The sequence below is a fragment of the Streptococcus salivarius genome (assembly GCF_002094975.1).
In the GTDB taxonomy this organism is placed as follows: Bacteria; Bacillota; Bacilli; order Lactobacillales; family Streptococcaceae; genus Streptococcus; species Streptococcus salivarius_D.
Map to the genome: position 1 here is coordinate 2,100,755 of NZ_CP015283.1, position 16,855 is coordinate 2,117,609.

The following is a 16,855-nucleotide window of genomic DNA, read 5'->3' on the forward strand; positions in this document are numbered from 1 at the left end:
AAGAATGATTCTAGAAAAGTAGAACACAAAAAGAAAAGGCTGGAAAAGTTCCAGCCTTCACAAACAATGTATATATACTTAATGAATATCTTACAAAACCTTACTCAAGAAATCCTTGGTACGATCTTCCTTAGTATTGTCGAAGATCTCTTGTGGTGTGCCTTCTTCGACAATGACACCGCCATCCATAAAGATAACACGATCTGCCACTTCATAAGCAAAGCCCATTTCGTGGGTAACGATTGCCATTGTCATCCCTGATTTAGCAAGGTCCTGCATAACGGATAGAACTTCACCAACCATCTCTGGGTCAAGGGCTGATGTTGGTTCGTCAAACAAGAGAACGTCTGGATCCATAGCCAAACCACGTGCAATTGCAATACGTTGTTGCTGACCACCTGATAGACTTGTTGGGTAGGCATCTGCCTTATCTTTCAAGCCAACCTTTTCTAAAAGTTCCATAGCCTTTGCTTCTGCATCAGCTTTAGAAACACCTTTAGTCTTAATTGGTGACAAGGTGATATTTTCTTTAACTGTCATATTAGGGAAGAGGTTGAACTGTTGGAAAACCATCCCCATCTTCTCACGCATTTTGAAAATGTCGTTATTTTTATCTGTAATATCCACACCTTCAAAGGAGATAACACCTTTTGTAGGTTTCTCAAGCAAGTTCATTGAGCGTAGGAAGGTTGACTTTCCTGATCCTGAAGGACCGATGATAACCACTACTTCACCCTTTTTAATATCTAGATCAATCCCTTTGAGAACTTCGTTCTTACCAAAATACTTGTGAAGATTTTTAATCTCAATAATTGTTTCTGCCATTATTTACGTCCCTCCCCAAGTCGTTTTTCCATTTGTTTCAAGAGTGCCGTCATAGCTGTTGTCACAATCAAGTAATAGAAGGCTGCGAACAAGAGCGGCGTCAAGGTCAAGTAGGTTGTTGTTGCAACAGTTTGTGCACCATTCCACAATTCCATAACCCCGATGGTTTGCAAGAGCGAACTATCCTTAATAATAGTAACAAACTCGTTACCCAAGGCAGGCAAGATATTTTTAATAGCTTGAGGCAAGACCACATAACGCATGGTATTCCATGGACGGATACCAAGTGAGTAGGCAGCTTCAACCTGACCTTTAGGAATAGACTCGATACCTGCACGTACACTCTCAGAAATATAAGCACCACTATTCAAAGAAAGGACGATAATACCTGGAACGATACGTGACAAATCAAGGTTCAAAATGCCAAACTGAACAGTTGGAAGATTCATGTGGATAAGGTTAAAAGCAATCATAATCTGCACAACCATAGGAGTCCCACGGAAAACCCAAACATAAAGGCTTACCAACCACTCCAAAGGTTTGATTCCAGAACGTTTGGCCAAGGATACCAAAACCCCAAGGATGGTTCCGAAGAAGACCACGCAGACCGAAATCATAATTGTTACTAAGACACCATAGTTAAAGTAAGACCAAAACTGTGGTAGAAATGAAAAATTCATCTAGATACTCCTTACTAATATTCTTCAATATTATATCAGAAGACTGTATAATAATAAAGTATTTTCTTATAAATGCGATATTTCAGTATAAAAACTAAGTTATAGACCTAGCTAGCAAAACTCTTAAGCAATACACCTCATGTATTTTCGAGATGACACCACGCCAAAAACTTTGCCAATGAGTTGAAACACTGCCTGTTTTGACAAGCCATACAAGCATCACCCCATGTTTTCATCCTGATAAAAATGCCTGAAACTCGATAGTTTCAGGCATTCTGATTTTTGGAATCTTGTAAAGTTCCAAAATAATTTATTAGTAAAGCAAATCGTAGATTTCCATTGCAATCAAGTCGATGCTATCAAATGAATAAGATTCACGTGCTTCAACGTCACGCAATGTGAAAACTGGACCATTTTCAGGATCGTTGCTAAATGATACTTCGGCAACAACCACTCCTTCACGTTCAAAATTACGTTTCAAATTACCACCATCAGCCGCCATCATTTCAAGACGGTTAATGATTCTCACCAAATGTGATTCCATGTTATTTCTCCTATTAATTGTGTATTTCTTACTTATTTTATCACACTTATGGGAAAAATGGGGGAATTTTAAATATTTTTCAAGGAATTGTACATAATGGCCTTGATAGAATGCATACGATTCTCAGCTTCTTGGAAGATGATATCACTGTATTTTTGGAAGACTTGATCGGTGATTTCTAACTCTGCCAAACCGTATTTGTCATAGATTTCTTTCCCAATTTGGGTATTGAGATCATGAAAGGCTGGGAGACAGTGCATAACGATGACATCTGGATTTTCCGTCTTGGCAAGTAGGTCTGCATTAATTTGATAAGGCAAGAGTAAATCAATACGAGATTTAAAGTCTACTTCTTCACCCATAGATACCCAGACATCCGTATAAAGCATATCCACTCCCTTGACCTCTGAAATATCATCTGTAATGGTTAAATCGGCACCATTATTATGTTTCTGAGCTAGGGCTACAATCTCATCTTCGGGTTGCAGCACCTCTGGGGCAATAATCTTGACATTAACGCCTAAAATAGCCGAAGTGACCAAAAGTGAGTTGGCCATATTATTTCTACCATCTCCAATATAGGCGATGGTCAAACCTTCCAAACTACCAAAATGCTCCTTCAAAGTCATGAAATCCGCAATCATTTGCGTTGGATGCCAGGTATCCGTCAAACCATTCCAGACCGGAACACCTGAGTACTTAGCCAAATCTTCGACATCTTCTTGCTTAAAACCACGGTATTCGATTCCATCAAACATAGAACCAAGCACCTTGGCTGTATCAACTACAGATTCCTTTTTACCTAACTGAATGTCTCCAGCACCAAGATAGGTCACATTCATACCTAGATCCTGACCAGCCACTGTAAAAGCTGAGCGAGTTCTTGTAGATGTTTTTTCAAAAATCAAGGCAATATTTAAGCCATCTAAATATTTATGCGGAATTCTTTCCTTCTTTAACTGTTTAAATTTTATGGATAAATCGATCAACTCCTCAAGTTCCTGCTTGGTAAAGTCGATTTCTTTCAAAAATGATTTAGCTTGTGTCATAGGTATCTCTCTTTCGTTCTGAATAATATAAAATAATTATATAATATTTATACATTTTAGACAAGCGATTCTGAATTAAAATTCAAAATTAGCACTCTTATCAAGAGAGTGCCAAACCTAGATGCTTTTTACTTGCAATCTACCTTCCGCATGCTATAATGAAGTCATAGATTTGACCTTTTTTGACCAAGATTTTTTTCAATAAAGGTCTTTCCCAATTCAGATAGAAAAGAGGTACTGATATGCTCTGTCAAAACTGTAACCTTAATGAAGCTAGTATTCATTTGTATACCAATGTAAATGGTAATCAGCAACAAGTTGACCTCTGTCAAAATTGTTATAAAATCATGAAATCTGACCCAGAGAACCCCCTCAATCAATTCAATCAAACAGGAGGTTCCAACTTCTTCGACGATTTCTTCAGCGACCTAAATAACTTCCGTTCTTCTAACGGCGATCTTCCCAATACACCTCCAACACAAGAAGGAGGTAACCAAGGAAACGGTGGCAATACACAAGGGCCAGGCCGTCCAGGAGGACCACGCCAACAAGCTCCTCAACAGCCACAAGGTCTTCTTGAAGAGTTCGGCATCAACATCACTGACATCGCTCGTCGCGGAGACATTGATCCTGTTATTGGTCGTGACGAGGAAATCATTCGTGTCATCGAAATTCTTAACCGCCGTACCAAAAACAACCCTGTCCTCATCGGTGAACCCGGTGTCGGTAAGACTGCTGTCGTTGAAGGCCTAGCTCAAAAAATCGTTGACGGTAGCGTGCCACAAAAACTCCAAGGCAAACAAGTCATCCGTCTTGATGTGGTCAGCCTGGTTCAAGGGACTGGTATCCGTGGCCAATTTGAAGAACGCATGCAAAAACTCATGGAAGAAATTCGTCAACGTCAGGATGTGATCCTATTTATTGATGAAATCCATGAAATTGTAGGAGCTGGTAATGCTGGTGATGGCAATATGGATGCTGGAAACATCCTAAAACCTGCCCTTGCTCGTGGGGAACTTCAACTGGTCGGAGCAACAACACTCAACGAATACCGCATCATCGAAAAAGATGCTGCCCTAGAGCGTCGTATGCAACCAGTTAAGGTTGACGAACCAACGGTTGAGGAAACCATCACTATTTTGCGTGGTATTCAACCTAAATATCAAGACTACCACCACGTCAAATATACGGACGAAGCGATTACTGCAGCTGCAGAATTGTCCAACCGCTACATTCAAGACCGTTTCTTGCCAGACAAGGCCATTGACCTTCTCGATGAAGCTGGTTCTAAGATGAACTTGACCCTCAATTTTGTTGATCCTAAAGATATCGACAAACGTTTGATTGAGGCTGAAAACCTCAAGGCTCAAGCTACTCGTGACGAAGACTTTGAAAAAGCTGCCTATTTCCGTGATCAAATTGCTAAATACAAGGAAATGCAAAAACAAACCATCAAAGACCAAGATATGCCTGTCATCACAGAAAAACATATCGAAGCCATTGTGGAACAAAAAACCAATATTCCTGTCGGTGATTTGAAAGAAAAAGAACAATCACAACTTCTTAGTCTTGCTGATGATCTTAAATCACATGTTATTGGACAAGATGCAGCAGTTGATAAGATTGCCAAAGCCATCCGTCGTAATCGTGTTGGATTGGGTGCACCAAATCGCCCAATTGGTAGCTTCCTCTTCGTAGGTCCTACAGGAGTCGGTAAAACTGAACTCTCTAAACAATTGGCTATTGAACTCTTTGGTTCAGCTGACAGTATGATTCGTTTCGACATGTCAGAATACATGGAAAAACATGCTGTCGCTAAATTGGTCGGTGCCCCTCCAGGATACGTCGGTTACGACGAAGCTGGTCAGTTAACTGAAAAAGTCCGCCGTAATCCATATTCACTCATTCTTCTGGATGAGGTTGAAAAAGCTCACCCAGACGTTCTTCACATGTTCCTCCAAGTTCTTGACGACGGTCGCTTGACTGATGGTCAAGGGCGAACTGTAAGTTTCAAGGATTCCATCATCATCATGACTTCAAATGCTGGTACAGGTAAAGTTGAAGCTAGCGTTGGCTTTGGAGCTGCCCGTGAAAATCGTACCAATTCTGTGCTTAACCAGCTTGGAGATTTCTTCAGCCCTGAATTCATGAACCGCTTTGACGGTATTATCGAATTCTCTGCCCTTAGCAAAGAAAATCTCCTTACTATCGTTGACCTCATGCTTGATAATGTCAACCAACGCTTGGCTAATAACGGTATCCACCTCAGTGTAACTGAGAAAGTTAAGGAAAAATTGGTTGACCTTGGTTACGATCCTAAGATGGGGGCTCGACCACTACGTCGTACCATCCAAGACCATATTGAAGATGCTATTACAGACTTCTACCTTGAAAATCCAAATGAAAAAGATCTCAAGGCAGTCATGACTTCAAAAGGCCACATCACCATTAAGTCTGCTAAAAAAGCTGAAAAAGCTACTCAGAAAGCTGAGACATCAAAAGAAACTGATTAAACAAAGAAACCAAGTCGCAATGACTTGGTTTCTTTATCTTTTCATTTCCTATTTTCAAATTTATCCCTAATTCTGCCTAAATCAATAGGAAAATGAGCAAAATTTTAGTATAATATAGGCAAATAAACGTAAGGAGCAACTCATGAATCCAACATTTGGTGACAAGGTTGAGGGAGCTCATTATCAAACACGTTACGGTGTTTATGCTGTGATTCCTAACCAAGAAAATACAAAGATTATTTTAGTCCAGGCTCCTAACGGGGCTTGGTTTCTCCCAGGTGGAGAGATCGAAGCAGGCGAGGATCACTATAGTGCATTAGAACGCGAGTTAATTGAAGAACTTGGGTTTACAGCCACTTTGGGCCAGTACTATGGCCAGGCCGATGAATACTTCTATTCAAGCCACCGTGACACTTACTATTACAATCCAGCCTATATTTATGAAGTTGTAGATTTTTCAAAAATTGGCAAACCTCTTGAAGATTTCAATAATCTGGCTTGGTTTCCAATTGATGAAGCCATTGCTAAACTTAAACGTGGCAGTCATAAATGGGGAATCGAACAATGGAAAGAAACTAACACAACAACTGACAAATCCTAGGAGGAAACTATGAAACTCATTAATACGACCCGTACACACCAAGAACTCGTTCAAAACCAACTGGACAACACGGATGCCTTTCTCGTAGAGACCTACTCTGCTGGGAATACTGATGTTGTCTTTACACAAGCACCTAAGCATTATGAACTCTTGATTTCAAATAAACACCGTGCTGTTAAAGACAATGAATTAGAAGTTATCCGTGAATTCTTCCTCAAACGAAAAATCGACAAGGATATTGTTTTGATGGACAAACTCAGAACAGTACACACTGACAAATTGATTGAGATTTCATTCCCAACAACTGTATAAGACAAAACAAGCAATGGCTAATACCACTGCTTGTTTTTTTGTATGTTACAAAGCTTTCGAAGCTTGATCCAGAACTTCCATAACCTGACGACTATGTTCCAACCGCTTGGCAACACTGTCAAAATCCTTAGTAGCCACCATCTTTTCAAAAGCCACAAATTCATCATGCATACGATGTTGTGGACTATTGAGATTGACGACTCTCTCTTTCTGACCATTGAGAGTGACTCCAATCTCAGGAAGAGTATTGGTTGCACCAAAAATTGTAATAGCGCCCTTATCACCTTGTATAGTTGAACGAATCTCCGCACTACAATCTTTAGCTCCAATGGCAACAGCCTTAAAGTGACCATAGTCCAAAACTAGAATTCCTGACGTATCCACTCCTCGCTCCACATTAGGTAGATATTCCACACGATGAGGCTTTCCAAAAAGGCCAACCAGGAGATGGATATTATAGATATTAAGATCTCTAAGTGCTCCCCCACCCATTTCAGGGTTGAAGGCAGGAGCAATCTCTCCTCGCTTAAAGGCGTCATAACGTGACGAATATTGAGAATAATTGATATTCACAATCTTAACATCTCCAATATCAGACAAGGCTTCCTTAATCGCTGTAAAATTAGCCAAATATTGATTGGTAATAGCCTCCATCAAGAGAAGCTCTTTTTCTTGAGCAAGCTTAGCTAGCTCTTCAAACTCTTTCAAATGTAAGGTGAAGGGTTTCTCACAGATAACATGCTTGCCGGCCAAAAGTGCTTTCTTAGCATAATCATAGTGGGTATGGTTGGGCGTTCCCACATAAATCGTATCGACTTCTGGATTGGACAAAATTAACTCATAATCACTAGTCGCCTGAGACAAACCATATTGCTTAGCTAGGGCTTCTGCCTTGTCAAGTGAGCGTGGTGTCGACAAGATAGCTTCAAGCTCAATGCCCTCAATAGTCGTTAACACAGGAAGAACCTCTGTCACAATCATTCCTGTACCCAATAATGCAAGTTTCATCAACTTACCTCCTTAATTTCTAATCTCTCTTTGAAACGGACTAACACTAAGGACAAACTCATAGGTGTTAAATTCTTCTTTAGTTACTTGAATGAAGCTCATTTTTTTCCTTCCTAAAATGGATAAAGTAAATGACGAGTGAGATAAAAAGCAAGATGGCAAGTACTGCCACTAATGGCATTCGGATTGGACGGATATTAAGCAACAAATCTCCACTAACTGCATAAACAATCGATACTGGCGTCACTCCAATAAGTGTCGCCAAAATCCTCGTCCTTGTGGGTAAATTCATTTGAACACAAGCATAATTGACCAGAGCTGATGGTATAAATGGAATAGAGAAGGCCAGTGAAATCCCAATAAAGCGATGCTTAAAGTTCTCAATATAGTTTAGAAGTTTCTCCATGCGTTTGGACTTCTCTGGCTTTTCAAGTCTTCTCAGAATTTCAAAACTAGTTAAATTCCCAAAAGTATTACCAATAATATTCATCGGAATCGCAAGCAAAGGGCCATAGAGTAGCCCAACAAAAATACAAAAAATAGAACTTGAAACTCCAGGAATAGCCGATGACAGAATCATGAGACTAAGAAGGATCAGTGCATTTTGGAAATTAGCCTGCTTAAAAACTTCTCTTAAAAAGGCTTGATCATGCTTAGCGTTGGTCCATTCCTTGATTAAGGGGATGAAGTTATTTAAAAGAGGCCATAAGAATACCAGTATTAAACCTGCTATCCCTATAAAAAATAGTCTTTTTTTAGTCATTACATCTCCATAATCTTAATCGCTCCTTTTATTATAACAAAAAAATGCGGCTCTATAATTTCTGTAGTGGGTAAAACCACTGTAGAGATTACAGAGCTTTTTGAATGCAGACAAAAAGTCCCATAAGAACTATAATGAAAAGCAACCAAACCATCATTAGGAAGAACTTATGAGACTTATTAAGAATACCACAGAATTAATCGGAATTAAAGACCAAAATATCAATATTTCACTTGTTTTTGAAACTGATACTCATATCGAGATTCAAGCAAAACTCGATTCCCCTGCACCATCATGTCCTCATTGCCATGGAAAGATGATCAAGTACGACTTTCAAAAGCCTTCTAAAATCCCTCTTCTTGAGCAAGCTGGAACTCCAACACTACTACGTCTGAAAAAACGTCGTTTCCAGTGTAAAAGTTGTAGACGAGTCACGGTAGCTGAGACATCTATCGTTGAGAAAAACTGCCAAATCTCCAATCTAGTCCGACAAAAGGTTACACAACTCCTAACTGAGAAGGTGTCATTAACAGATATTGCCAGAAGACTTCGCGTGTCAACGTCCACTGTCTATCGTAAGCTCGACCAGTTTACTTTCAAGGAACACTATGACAAACTCCCAGCTATTATGTCCTGGGATGAGTTTGGATTCAAGAAAGGGAAATTGGCTTTTGTTGCGCAGAACTATGAGACAAACAAACTCATAACCATCCTTGATAATCGTCGCCAAACCACTATACGAAACTACTTTTTGAAGTATCCATTGAAAGTCCGACAACAGGTACAGTTTATCACGATGGATATGTCGGGGACCTATATGCCACTAGCCAAAAAACTTTTTCCAAACGCCAAAATCGTTCTTGATCGTTTCCACATTATCCAGCACCTTGGTCGAGCATTTTTAAAGACAAGAATTGCTATTATGAACCAGTTTGATAAGAAGTCACTACCCTATCGAGCCTTGAAAAATCACTGGCGACTCTTTCAAAAGGACAGCCGTAAGCTATCGCTCAACTCTTTTTATTCAAAGACCTTCCGACAAACTTTAGTACCACATGAAATCATTGAGAAGACATTGGTCTTTTCAGAAGAGCTCGCTAATGCCTACAAACTTTATCAGCTTTTGCTTTTTCACTTTCAGGAGAAGAGGGTAGATGAGTTTTTTGAGTTAATAGAGGAGAACATGAGCAAGGTCAATCACTACTTTCAAACGGTCTTTAGGACTTTTCTTAGACACAAGCAATACATCAAGAATGCGCTAGAAACTGACTATTCAAACGCGAAACTCGAAGCGACTAACAAGTTGATTAAAGACATCAAACGGTTGGGCTTCGGTTTTAGAAACTTCATCAACTTTAAGAAACGTGTCTTCATCACTCTAAACATAAAAAAAGAGAAGACCTATCAGGTCCTCTCTAGATGTTAGCTTTTCGTCACCCACTACAGTTGACAAAGAGCCAAAAATGCCTTCATTGATTTAGAAAGGCATCTTTTACTGTGATTACTTGTTAATCAAATTTGCTTGCGACTTGTTTTCCAAGGCACCATTTTTAAAGTTAAGGGTAAGGCTACCTGTTTCACCCTTCTTAGCGACAAGGTTCGAAGACCAAAGTGCTTGTGTCATTGTTGCATCTGAAGAAACAGCAATCGAATAAACATCCGGTGTACCAAGAGTTTTGACAGCATCGTCATAGCTAGTTCCATTTTTGAGATTTTCGTACATCTTCAGTGTGATTTTAGGATCACGGACGTAAGAAAAGTTTGAAATTGACTTAACAACAGTGCTATTGTTAAAGAGTTTCGCTGTAACAACAACATTGTCATACTGCCAATTATAAACATCAAGCTTAGCATCTCCTGCCTGCTCCTGACTCGTTGATGAGGGTTCACCAAACCAGCCCTTCAAGCTATCAAGATTTGAGCCTCCTGAAAATTCCTGAGAAGCATTTGCCATGGTAATCTTATCAAAGTTCTGGCGAACATTCCCATGCTTAACGGTTAAAATCTTTGAGGCTTCATTATCCAAAGATCCCTTCGTCTCTGTCTTAGACGAAGATTTTCCACAAGCAGCTAGAGTAAAAAGTGAGAGACCTAAAACGGTCAAAGACAAAAGTTTTTTCATAATAAATTCCTATATATACAAATAAAAGGCTGACGCCTCTGGTTTTTATGGAGCCGGTGGGAGTCGAACCCACGTCCAAACACCTGCCAACATATTCGTCTACAACCATAGGTTATGTCTTTCATTTAACAGATAGACGACACATAACTCAAGCCTTCTATCTGCGAGCCTATAAATCTCTTTTCAACCAGCTAGGCAATGGTCAAACGTAGCTTATAAATCAATAAAACCTCTAAACAAACATAAGCAATCTGCTAGAAGTCACGCGAGCAGGTGTTTAGGCTGCTACAGCGTAAGAATTAGTATTTTTTGCAGTTATATTTAACTGAGCGTTTACGTCGCCACACGAGTCGCAGAATATGCCTCATAATGCCTGTCGAATCCGTAACGACCCCAATATGAGATACTGAGTATTATAGCAAATTTTTTAATCAATTGCAAAAGATTAGCCAAACTGCCTCCCCAATAAATCAACCATGGAATTGCTAATAAAGTAGCTTACTTTGGTTTTAGGATAAGCTAATAACTTTTTTCTGTATGCTTGTCTTTTCCCTTTCAATGCTAAAAGATTTTATAAAATACTTTCACTAAAACTTACCGAGTAAAAAACGTTGAGAGAACAAATCTTTCAACGCTTTTCTTTTTGCACCCTAAGGGAATCGAACCCCTATCTCAAGAACCGGAATCTTACGTGATATCCATTACACTAAGGGTGCTAACAGTATACTATTATAGCATACTCTAAAATAGAAAAAAAGACATGTTTCCATGCCTCTTTTTTTATCTTACAATTCGATATCTCCGAAAAGATCCGCCATTGAGAATCCAGATTGAGTTTCTGGAAGTTCGTAGTCACGTTTTTCTTGACGTTTTGGACGACGTGGACGTGATTGACGTTTTTCGTTGTTTTCGCCTTCAGCGTTAGCTGGACGTTCTTCAAGAGCTTTGATTGAAAGTGATACACGTTCTGCATCAGCGTTTACTTCAAGAACTTTAACAGTAACGTCTTGACCTACTGAAAGAACATCTTTTGGATTTTCAACACGTTTGTGTGAAATTTGTGAGATGTGAACAAGTCCATCGATACCTGGCAATACTTCAACGAAAGCACCGAAGTCAGTCAAGCGTTTAACTTTACCTTCGATAACATCACCAGCAGCAAGTTTTTGTTCAACGCCATCCCATGGTCCAGGTGTTGTTGCTTTAAGTGAAAGTGATACACGTCCTGCTTCTTCGTCGATAGCAAGAACTTTAACTTCAACTTCATCACCTACAGATACAACTGATTTAGGTGAAACGTTACGTTCATGAGACAATTCAGTCACGTGAACAAGTCCGTCAACACCACCAAGGTCGATGAAAGCACCGAAGCTTGTCAAACGAGCAACTTTACCAGTTACGATTGAACCAACTTCAAGTTTAGAGAAGACTTCTTTACGAGCTTCTGCAGCTTCTGCTTCAACAACTTCACGACGTGAAAGGATGAAACGGTTTTCAGCTGGATCAACTTCTTTAATTTTAGCGTCAAATTCTTGACCTACAAATTGTTCAGTGTTACGAACAAAACGAGTATCGATCATTGAAGCTGGAATAAATCCACGAAGACCTTCAAATTCAACTGAAAGTCCGCCTTTAACAGCACGTGTCCCTTTAACAGTAACAACTTCTTCTTCACGACCAACAAGTTTATCCCAAGCTTTGCGAGCTTCCAAGCGTTTTTTAGATACAAGGTAAGTTACAGTATCAGTATCTTTACCAACAACTTGACGAAGAACAAGCACTTCAAGTGTTTCACCAACTTTAACAAGGTCTGCAACGTTTGCGTCACGGTCGTTTGTCAATTCACGACGTGTCAAAACACCTTCGATACCAGTTCCTTCGATAACAACATTTGCTTGATCATTATCTACTGAGATAACTTCAGCTGTTACAACGTCACCTGTGTTAACTTCGCTAACACTGTTTAGCAATTCTTCAAATTCGTTCATTCTAAAAAGATCCTCCAACAAGAGCCAGCCAATTCTGACCCTTGATAACAATATATTTTTAAAGGTACCCGCAAAGACAATGGTTAACATAGACGGTGCCAATGCACCCGATACCTTTTACTGGGGTAGCTGGATTCGAACCAACGCATGAGGGAGTCAAAGTCCCTTGCCTTACCGCTTGGCTATACCCCAATAGCAAAATGCTATAAAAAAACATCTAAGTACTTGATATCGACTATCCCGATTCAGTTTCTTAGACATGGAGAGAGAGGGATTCGAACCCCCGAACCCGAAGGAGCGGATTTACAGTCCGCCGCGTTTAGCCTCTTCGCTATCTCTCCTTAAGAACAAGAAATAGTATATCACAGTTTCTTGACCAAAGCAAGCCTTTACTTTGGATTTTAATGATTAAGATTGTATGATTCAATAATGGCAGCTACTGCATCATCCATTTTCTTGTGGAAACCTACAACATTTTCCTTGTCAACAACGGCAAACTTACCATCAATTTCCACAATTTGTCCGATGACTTTCTTACCAACAAGAAGTTCAAAACCTTCAATAGTTGCTTTATTGACGACTACTTTAGCATCATTAATTTGGATTTCAATTTTTTTATCTTTTTTACTCATAGATTTATACCCGATCCTTGGCTCGAGCCATCCTTTCTTAATGTATCTTCTTAATTCTACCGAAAAAGAAAAAAGCTTGCAAGAGCAAGCCTTAAAATAATCATTTATCTATTAAGAATTAGTCAACTTTGACAATCCATCCTTCTGGTGCTTCAACATCACCAAATTGGATACCTGTCAGCTCATCATAAAGTTTGCGTGTCACAGGACCTACTTCTGTTTCTGAGTAGAAGACATGGAAGTCATCACCATGTTGTACCCCACCGATTGGTGAGATAACGGCAGCTGTACCACAGGCACCTGCTTCGACAAATTTATCCAATTCAGAAATCTTAACATCACCTTGGATAGCTTTCATACCAAAGCGATTTTCAGCCAAGTAAAGCAATGAGAACTTAGTGATAGATGGCAAGATAGATGGGCTGAGTGGTGTAACGAATTCGTTATCGGCTGTGATACCAAAGAAGTTTGCAGAACCCACTTCTTCAATCTTAGTGTGAGTTGCTGGATCAAGGTAGATCACATCAGAGAAGTTATGGTCATGTGCAATCTTACCTGGCAACATACTTGCTGCGTAGTTACCACCAACCTTAGCAGCACCTGTACCATGTGGAGCAGCACGGTCATAATCATCTTGGATAAGGAAGTTTGTTGGAGCCAAACCACCTTTGAAATAGTTACCTACTGGCATAGCAAAAATGGTAAAGATATACTCATCTGCTGGATGCACACCAATGATATCACCAACCCCAATCAAAAGTGGGCGAAGATAAAGTGTTGCACCTGTACCATATGGTGGAACATATTCTTCATTTGCACGTACAACTTGTTTACATGCATCTACAAATTTGTCAACAGGAACTTGTGGCATCAAAAGACGATCCGCAGTACGTTGCAAACGTTTAGCGTTTTCATCTGGACGGAACAATTGAATAGAGCCATCTTTAGTACGGTAAGCCTTGAGTCCTTCAAAAGCTTCTTGACCATAGTGAAGGGCTGGAGATGCTTCTGAAATATGCAAAGTCGCATCCTCAGTCAATTGCCCCTCATCCCATTTACCGTCTTTGTAATATGAGATATAACGGAATGGAAGTTTACGGTAATTAAATCCTAGATTTTCCCAGTCTAAATCAACTGTCATGTGTATGTCCTCTTTTCTGTTACTATGTGCTTTCTAGTATAGTCCTTTTCATTGAAAATTTCAAGGTTATGTTGCAAAATTCTGACAATTCTTTTAAAAACACTTATTTTGCCCATCAAAGAAAAAAACTCTGCCCTCTAGTAAGAGAACAAAGCTTTCTTATCTTTATTTTTCAATAATCTTGGCAGAAAAGACTTCTTTGTCTGCTAATCCTTCAATGAAACTACCGTTGCTAGTACGGTCTGAAAGATTTAGAAGGGACAAGTCAACCTCTGCCGTTTCACCTGTTGTAGCTGTTACAAGCAAGGTCTGAGGAGTCTCTTCCACTGGTGTTGCTAGAAGATCTATCTCACCACCAGCATTTTCCGTAAAGACTGGACCCGCAGTAAAGACACGATGTGGTTTCGTCTTAAGCTCACGAAGAACTTGGAGACCTCGACCAGCTCGCTTAGCCTGTGGAATATCTGCTGTAGCCACACGTTTGAGACTAGCTCTTTGTGTCAGAAGGTAGAAACTTTGAGTATTTGCTACAAAAACAGCCTGAACGGTATCATCATCCTTAAGATTGATTGCCTTAACACCTGCTGCCTTGGCACCAACTACTGGCACTTCGTCCACGTTAAAGCGAAGGGCATAACCCTTTTGAGTGATAATCATGATATCATCCAATTGAATCGGAGTGACTGTAACAATAAAATCACTATCATCCTTGAGTTTAGCGTATTTAACCGACTTAGACTTGTAGGTACGCCATGGCGTAAATTCCTTGCGTTCGAAACGTTTAATCTGACCCAGCTTGGTAGCTGCTAGGTAAGTACCTGTTTCAAAATCATCCAGGATTTCTGCGTAAAGCACTTCTTCATCCTTAGATAAATTGGTGATAGTTTGTGATAAATGCTCTCCCAAATCCTTCCAACGAATGTCTGGTAACTCATGGATTGGACGATAAATCACATTGGCCTGATTAGTGAAAATCAAGAGGTGTTGTGTCGTCTTAGCTTGCTGAACCAGAATCAAATCATCATCATCACGTTTTCCGACTTCGTCAATCGTTGAAGCATTGAAAGAACGTGGGCTTGTACGTTTGACGTAACCACCACGAGTGATGCTGACATAGGTTTCTTCTTCAACAATCAAACTTGCAGTATCAATTTCAATAGTCTTGGTTTCTGCTTGCAACTCTGAACGACGGTCATTACCAAATTTCTTCTTAATGTCACGGAGTTCACGTTTCATGACATTAAACATGGTACGCTCATCACCAATGATAGCAGCCAAGGTCGCGATTTGTTCACGTAAATCAGCTTCCTCATTTTGGAGGGTGACAATATCCGTATTGGTCAAACGATAAAGTTGCAAGGTTACGATAGCTTCTGCTTGTTCTTCTGAAAAATCATAGCTGACCTTAAGATTTTCCTTAGCATCAGCTTTATTTTCAGAAGCTCGGATAAGAGCGATAACCTCATCTAAAATAGAGATAACTCGGATCAAACCTTCGACAATATGAAGACGTTTTTCAGCTTTTTCCTTGTCAAATTTTGAACGAGCAACGATAATATCACGACGGTGGGCAATGTAGCTAGATAAAATCTTTTGCAAGCCTACTTGACGTGGGGTGAAATTATCAATAGCCACCATGTTGAAATTGTAGTTGACCTGAAGATCCGTATATTTCAAAAGGTAGTTAAGAATAGTTTGGCTGTCAGCATCCTTCTTAAGTTCAATAGCAATACGCAACCCTGTACGGTCAGACTCGTCACGAACTTCTGCAATACCTGGAACCTTGTTATTAACACGAACATCATCGATTTTTTTAACAAGAACTGCCTTATTGACATCGTAAGGAATTTCAGTAACTATGATTTGTTCCTTACCACCTTTGAGTTGTTCGATCTCAGTACGTGAACGCACAACAACACGACCCTTACCGGTTTCGTAGGCCTTACGAATCTCATCCTTGCCCTGAATGATAGCCCCTGTTGGGAAATCTGGACCAGGCAAGAATTCCATCAATTTATCCAGTTTAGCAGATGGATGGTCAATCATATAGACAACGGCATCGATGACCTCTGACAGATTATGCGGTGGAATGTCTGTGGCATAACCAGCAGAAATCCCTGTAGCACCATTAACCAAGAGGTTTGGAAAGGCTGCAGGTAAAACGGTTGGTTCCTTCTCTGTATCATCAAAGTTCCAAGCCCAAGGAACGGTGTTTTTATCAATATCTTGAAGAAGGTAGCCAGCAATCTCTGACAAACGCGCCTCTGTATAACGCATAGCCGCTGGCGGATCACCATCCATAGAACCGTTGTTACCGTGCATCTCAACTAAGATTTCACGATTCTTCCAGTCCTGAGACATACGCACCATGGCATCATAAATGGAACTATCGCCATGTGGGTGAAAATTACCCATAATGTTACCCACCGACTTGGCAGATTTACGATAGCCCTTGTCATGGGTATTGCCATCCTTATTCATGGAATAAAGAATACGACGTTGAACGGGTTTCAAACCGTCACGAATGTCAGGAAGCGCACGCTCCTGAATAATGTATTTGGAGTAGCGTCCAAAACGCTCCCCCATGATGTCCTCAAGGGACATGTTTTGAATATTAGACATAAGATTTCTCTTTATTTTTTAGTTTAAGTAATGATTTGAAATAATGTGAAAGACA

13 protein-coding genes, 3 tRNA genes, 1 other RNA gene and 2 pseudogenes are annotated in these 16,855 nt (G+C 39.9%); 4 read left to right on the top strand and 15 right to left on the bottom strand.

Features of this window, described 5'->3' with window-relative positions; translation table 11 throughout:
• Positions 1-90: 90 nt before the first annotated feature.
• The 4 genes from V471_RS09895 to argF all read right to left on the bottom strand — a co-directional run bounded on the left by V471_RS09895 (position 91) and on the right by argF (position 3,098).
• The gene (locus V471_RS09895) at positions 91-825 is read right to left on the bottom strand and encodes an amino acid ABC transporter ATP-binding protein (RefSeq protein WP_013990918.1); all 735 of its coding nucleotides are present in this window, start codon (positions 823-825) and stop codon (positions 91-93) included.
• On the bottom strand, positions 825-1,505 hold the full coding sequence (locus tag V471_RS09900) for an amino acid ABC transporter permease (protein WP_002886081.1): 681 nt from the start codon (positions 1,503-1,505) through the stop codon (positions 825-827). Before V471_RS09900 ends, V471_RS09895 begins: the two co-directional genes overlap by 1 nt.
• 313 nt (positions 1,506-1,818) lie before the next feature.
• Positions 1,819-2,049 carry a DUF1797 family protein gene (locus tag V471_RS09905; RefSeq protein ID WP_002885970.1) on the bottom strand — a complete coding sequence of 77 codons (231 nt, stop codon included), beginning with the start codon at positions 2,047-2,049 and terminating at the stop codon, positions 1,819-1,821.
• A 68-nt stretch (positions 2,050-2,117) separates the two neighbouring features.
• The gene (argF, locus tag V471_RS09910; RefSeq protein ID WP_004182944.1) at positions 2,118-3,098 is read right to left on the bottom strand and encodes an ornithine carbamoyltransferase; all 981 of its coding nucleotides are present in this window, start codon (positions 3,096-3,098) and stop codon (positions 2,118-2,120) included.
• A gap of 242 nt (positions 3,099-3,340) precedes the next feature.
• Here argF and V471_RS09915 point away from each other — a divergent pair, with 242 nt between their 5' ends.
• The 3 genes from V471_RS09915 to V471_RS09925 all read left to right on the top strand — a co-directional run bounded on the left by V471_RS09915 (position 3,341) and on the right by V471_RS09925 (position 6,524).
• Entirely contained in the window at positions 3,341-5,611 is a 2,271-nt protein-coding gene (locus V471_RS09915; RefSeq protein ID WP_084871470.1) for an ATP-dependent Clp protease ATP-binding subunit, read from the top strand.
• 142 nt (positions 5,612-5,753) lie between these two features.
• A complete protein-coding gene (locus V471_RS09920) occupies positions 5,754-6,212 on the top strand; it encodes an NUDIX hydrolase (RefSeq protein WP_013990921.1) in 459 nt (152 codons plus the stop codon).
• Between the two features lie 9 nt (positions 6,213-6,221).
• A complete protein-coding gene (locus tag V471_RS09925) occupies positions 6,222-6,524 on the top strand; it encodes a DUF1827 family protein (RefSeq protein ID WP_002885967.1) in 303 nt (100 codons plus the stop codon).
• A 45-nt stretch (positions 6,525-6,569) separates the two neighbouring features.
• Here V471_RS09925 and V471_RS09930 read toward each other — a convergent pair whose 3' ends face one another.
• Both V471_RS09930 and V471_RS09935 read right to left on the bottom strand, forming a co-directional pair.
• Complete coding sequence (locus V471_RS09930; RefSeq protein ID WP_013990922.1) at positions 6,570-7,532, bottom strand: Gfo/Idh/MocA family protein; 963 nt, start codon at positions 7,530-7,532, stop codon at positions 6,570-6,572.
• 79 nt (positions 7,533-7,611) lie between these two features.
• Positions 7,612-8,295, bottom strand: coding sequence for a TVP38/TMEM64 family protein (locus tag V471_RS09935; RefSeq protein WP_014633415.1), 684 nt, complete (start codon positions 8,293-8,295; stop codon positions 7,612-7,614).
• A 169-nt stretch (positions 8,296-8,464) separates the two neighbouring features.
• Here V471_RS09935 and V471_RS09940 point away from each other — a divergent pair.
• Positions 8,465-9,714 (top strand): annotated as a pseudogene (locus V471_RS09940) (ISL3 family transposase).
• Positions 9,715-9,796: 82 nt separating this feature from the next.
• Here V471_RS09940 and V471_RS09945 read toward each other — a convergent pair.
• The 9 genes and pseudogenes from V471_RS09945 to parC form a co-directional block, all read right to left on the bottom strand.
• Positions 9,797-10,417, bottom strand: a complete 621-nt coding sequence (locus V471_RS09945) for a DUF3862 domain-containing protein (RefSeq protein WP_002885892.1) — start codon at positions 10,415-10,417, stop codon at positions 9,797-9,799.
• 45 nt (positions 10,418-10,462) lie between these two features.
• Positions 10,463-10,812, bottom strand: a transfer-messenger RNA (tmRNA) gene (gene ssrA, locus V471_RS09950).
• Between the two features lie 249 nt (positions 10,813-11,061).
• Positions 11,062-11,133: transfer RNA gene (locus V471_RS09955), tRNA-Arg, on the bottom strand.
• Positions 11,134-11,202: 69 nt separating this feature from the next.
• Positions 11,203-12,405, bottom strand: coding sequence for a 30S ribosomal protein S1 (gene rpsA, locus V471_RS09960; RefSeq protein WP_003094841.1), 1,203 nt, complete (start codon positions 12,403-12,405; stop codon positions 11,203-11,205).
• 120 nt (positions 12,406-12,525) lie between these two features.
• Positions 12,526-12,597, bottom strand: a tRNA-Gln gene (locus V471_RS09965).
• 68 nt (positions 12,598-12,665) lie between these two features.
• Positions 12,666-12,746, bottom strand: a tRNA-Tyr gene (locus V471_RS09970).
• Positions 12,747-12,806: 60 nt separating this feature from the next.
• The gene (locus V471_RS09975; protein ID WP_002886057.1) at positions 12,807-13,037 is read right to left on the bottom strand and encodes a DUF2969 domain-containing protein; all 231 of its coding nucleotides are present in this window, start codon (positions 13,035-13,037) and stop codon (positions 12,807-12,809) included.
• A 118-nt stretch (positions 13,038-13,155) separates the two neighbouring features.
• Positions 13,156-14,187 (bottom strand): annotated as a pseudogene (locus tag V471_RS09980) (branched-chain amino acid aminotransferase); the annotation flags it as partial.
• Positions 14,188-14,343: 156 nt separating this feature from the next.
• A complete protein-coding gene (gene parC / locus V471_RS09985) occupies positions 14,344-16,800 on the bottom strand; it encodes a DNA topoisomerase IV subunit A (RefSeq protein WP_084871472.1) in 2,457 nt (818 codons plus the stop codon).
• Positions 16,801-16,855: the final 55 nt, after the last annotated feature.

Bases quoted from the DNA above. Each gene is read 5' to 3' on its own strand.
- V471_RS09935 (WP_014633415.1), bottom strand. From the start codon at position 8,295: ATGACTAAAAAAAGACTATTTTTTATAGGGATAGCAGGTTTAATACTG.
- V471_RS09895 (WP_013990918.1), bottom strand. From the start codon at position 825: ATGGCAGAAACAATTATTGAGATTAAAAATCTTCACAAGTATTTTGGT.
- V471_RS09945 (WP_002885892.1), bottom strand. From the start codon at position 10,417: ATGAAAAAACTTTTGTCTTTGACCGTTTTAGGTCTCTCACTTTTTACT.
- argF (WP_004182944.1), bottom strand. From the start codon at position 3,098: ATGACACAAGCTAAATCATTTTTGAAAGAAATCGACTTTACCAAGCAG.
- V471_RS09900 (WP_002886081.1), bottom strand. From the start codon at position 1,505: ATGAATTTTTCATTTCTACCACAGTTTTGGTCTTACTTTAACTATGGT.
- V471_RS09925 (WP_002885967.1), top strand. From the start codon at position 6,222: ATGAAACTCATTAATACGACCCGTACACACCAAGAACTCGTTCAAAAC.
- V471_RS09920 (WP_013990921.1), top strand. From the start codon at position 5,754: ATGAATCCAACATTTGGTGACAAGGTTGAGGGAGCTCATTATCAAACA.
- V471_RS09930 (WP_013990922.1), bottom strand. From the start codon at position 7,532: ATGAAACTTGCATTATTGGGTACAGGAATGATTGTGACAGAGGTTCTT.
- V471_RS09975 (WP_002886057.1), bottom strand. From the start codon at position 13,037: ATGAGTAAAAAAGATAAAAAAATTGAAATCCAAATTAATGATGCTAAA.
- V471_RS09905 (WP_002885970.1), bottom strand. From the start codon at position 2,049: ATGGAATCACATTTGGTGAGAATCATTAACCGTCTTGAAATGATGGCG.
- rpsA (WP_003094841.1), bottom strand. From the start codon at position 12,405: ATGAACGAATTTGAAGAATTGCTAAACAGTGTTAGCGAAGTTAACACA.
- V471_RS09915 (WP_084871470.1), top strand. From the start codon at position 3,341: ATGCTCTGTCAAAACTGTAACCTTAATGAAGCTAGTATTCATTTGTAT.
- parC (WP_084871472.1), bottom strand. From the start codon at position 16,800: ATGTCTAATATTCAAAACATGTCCCTTGAGGACATCATGGGGGAGCGT.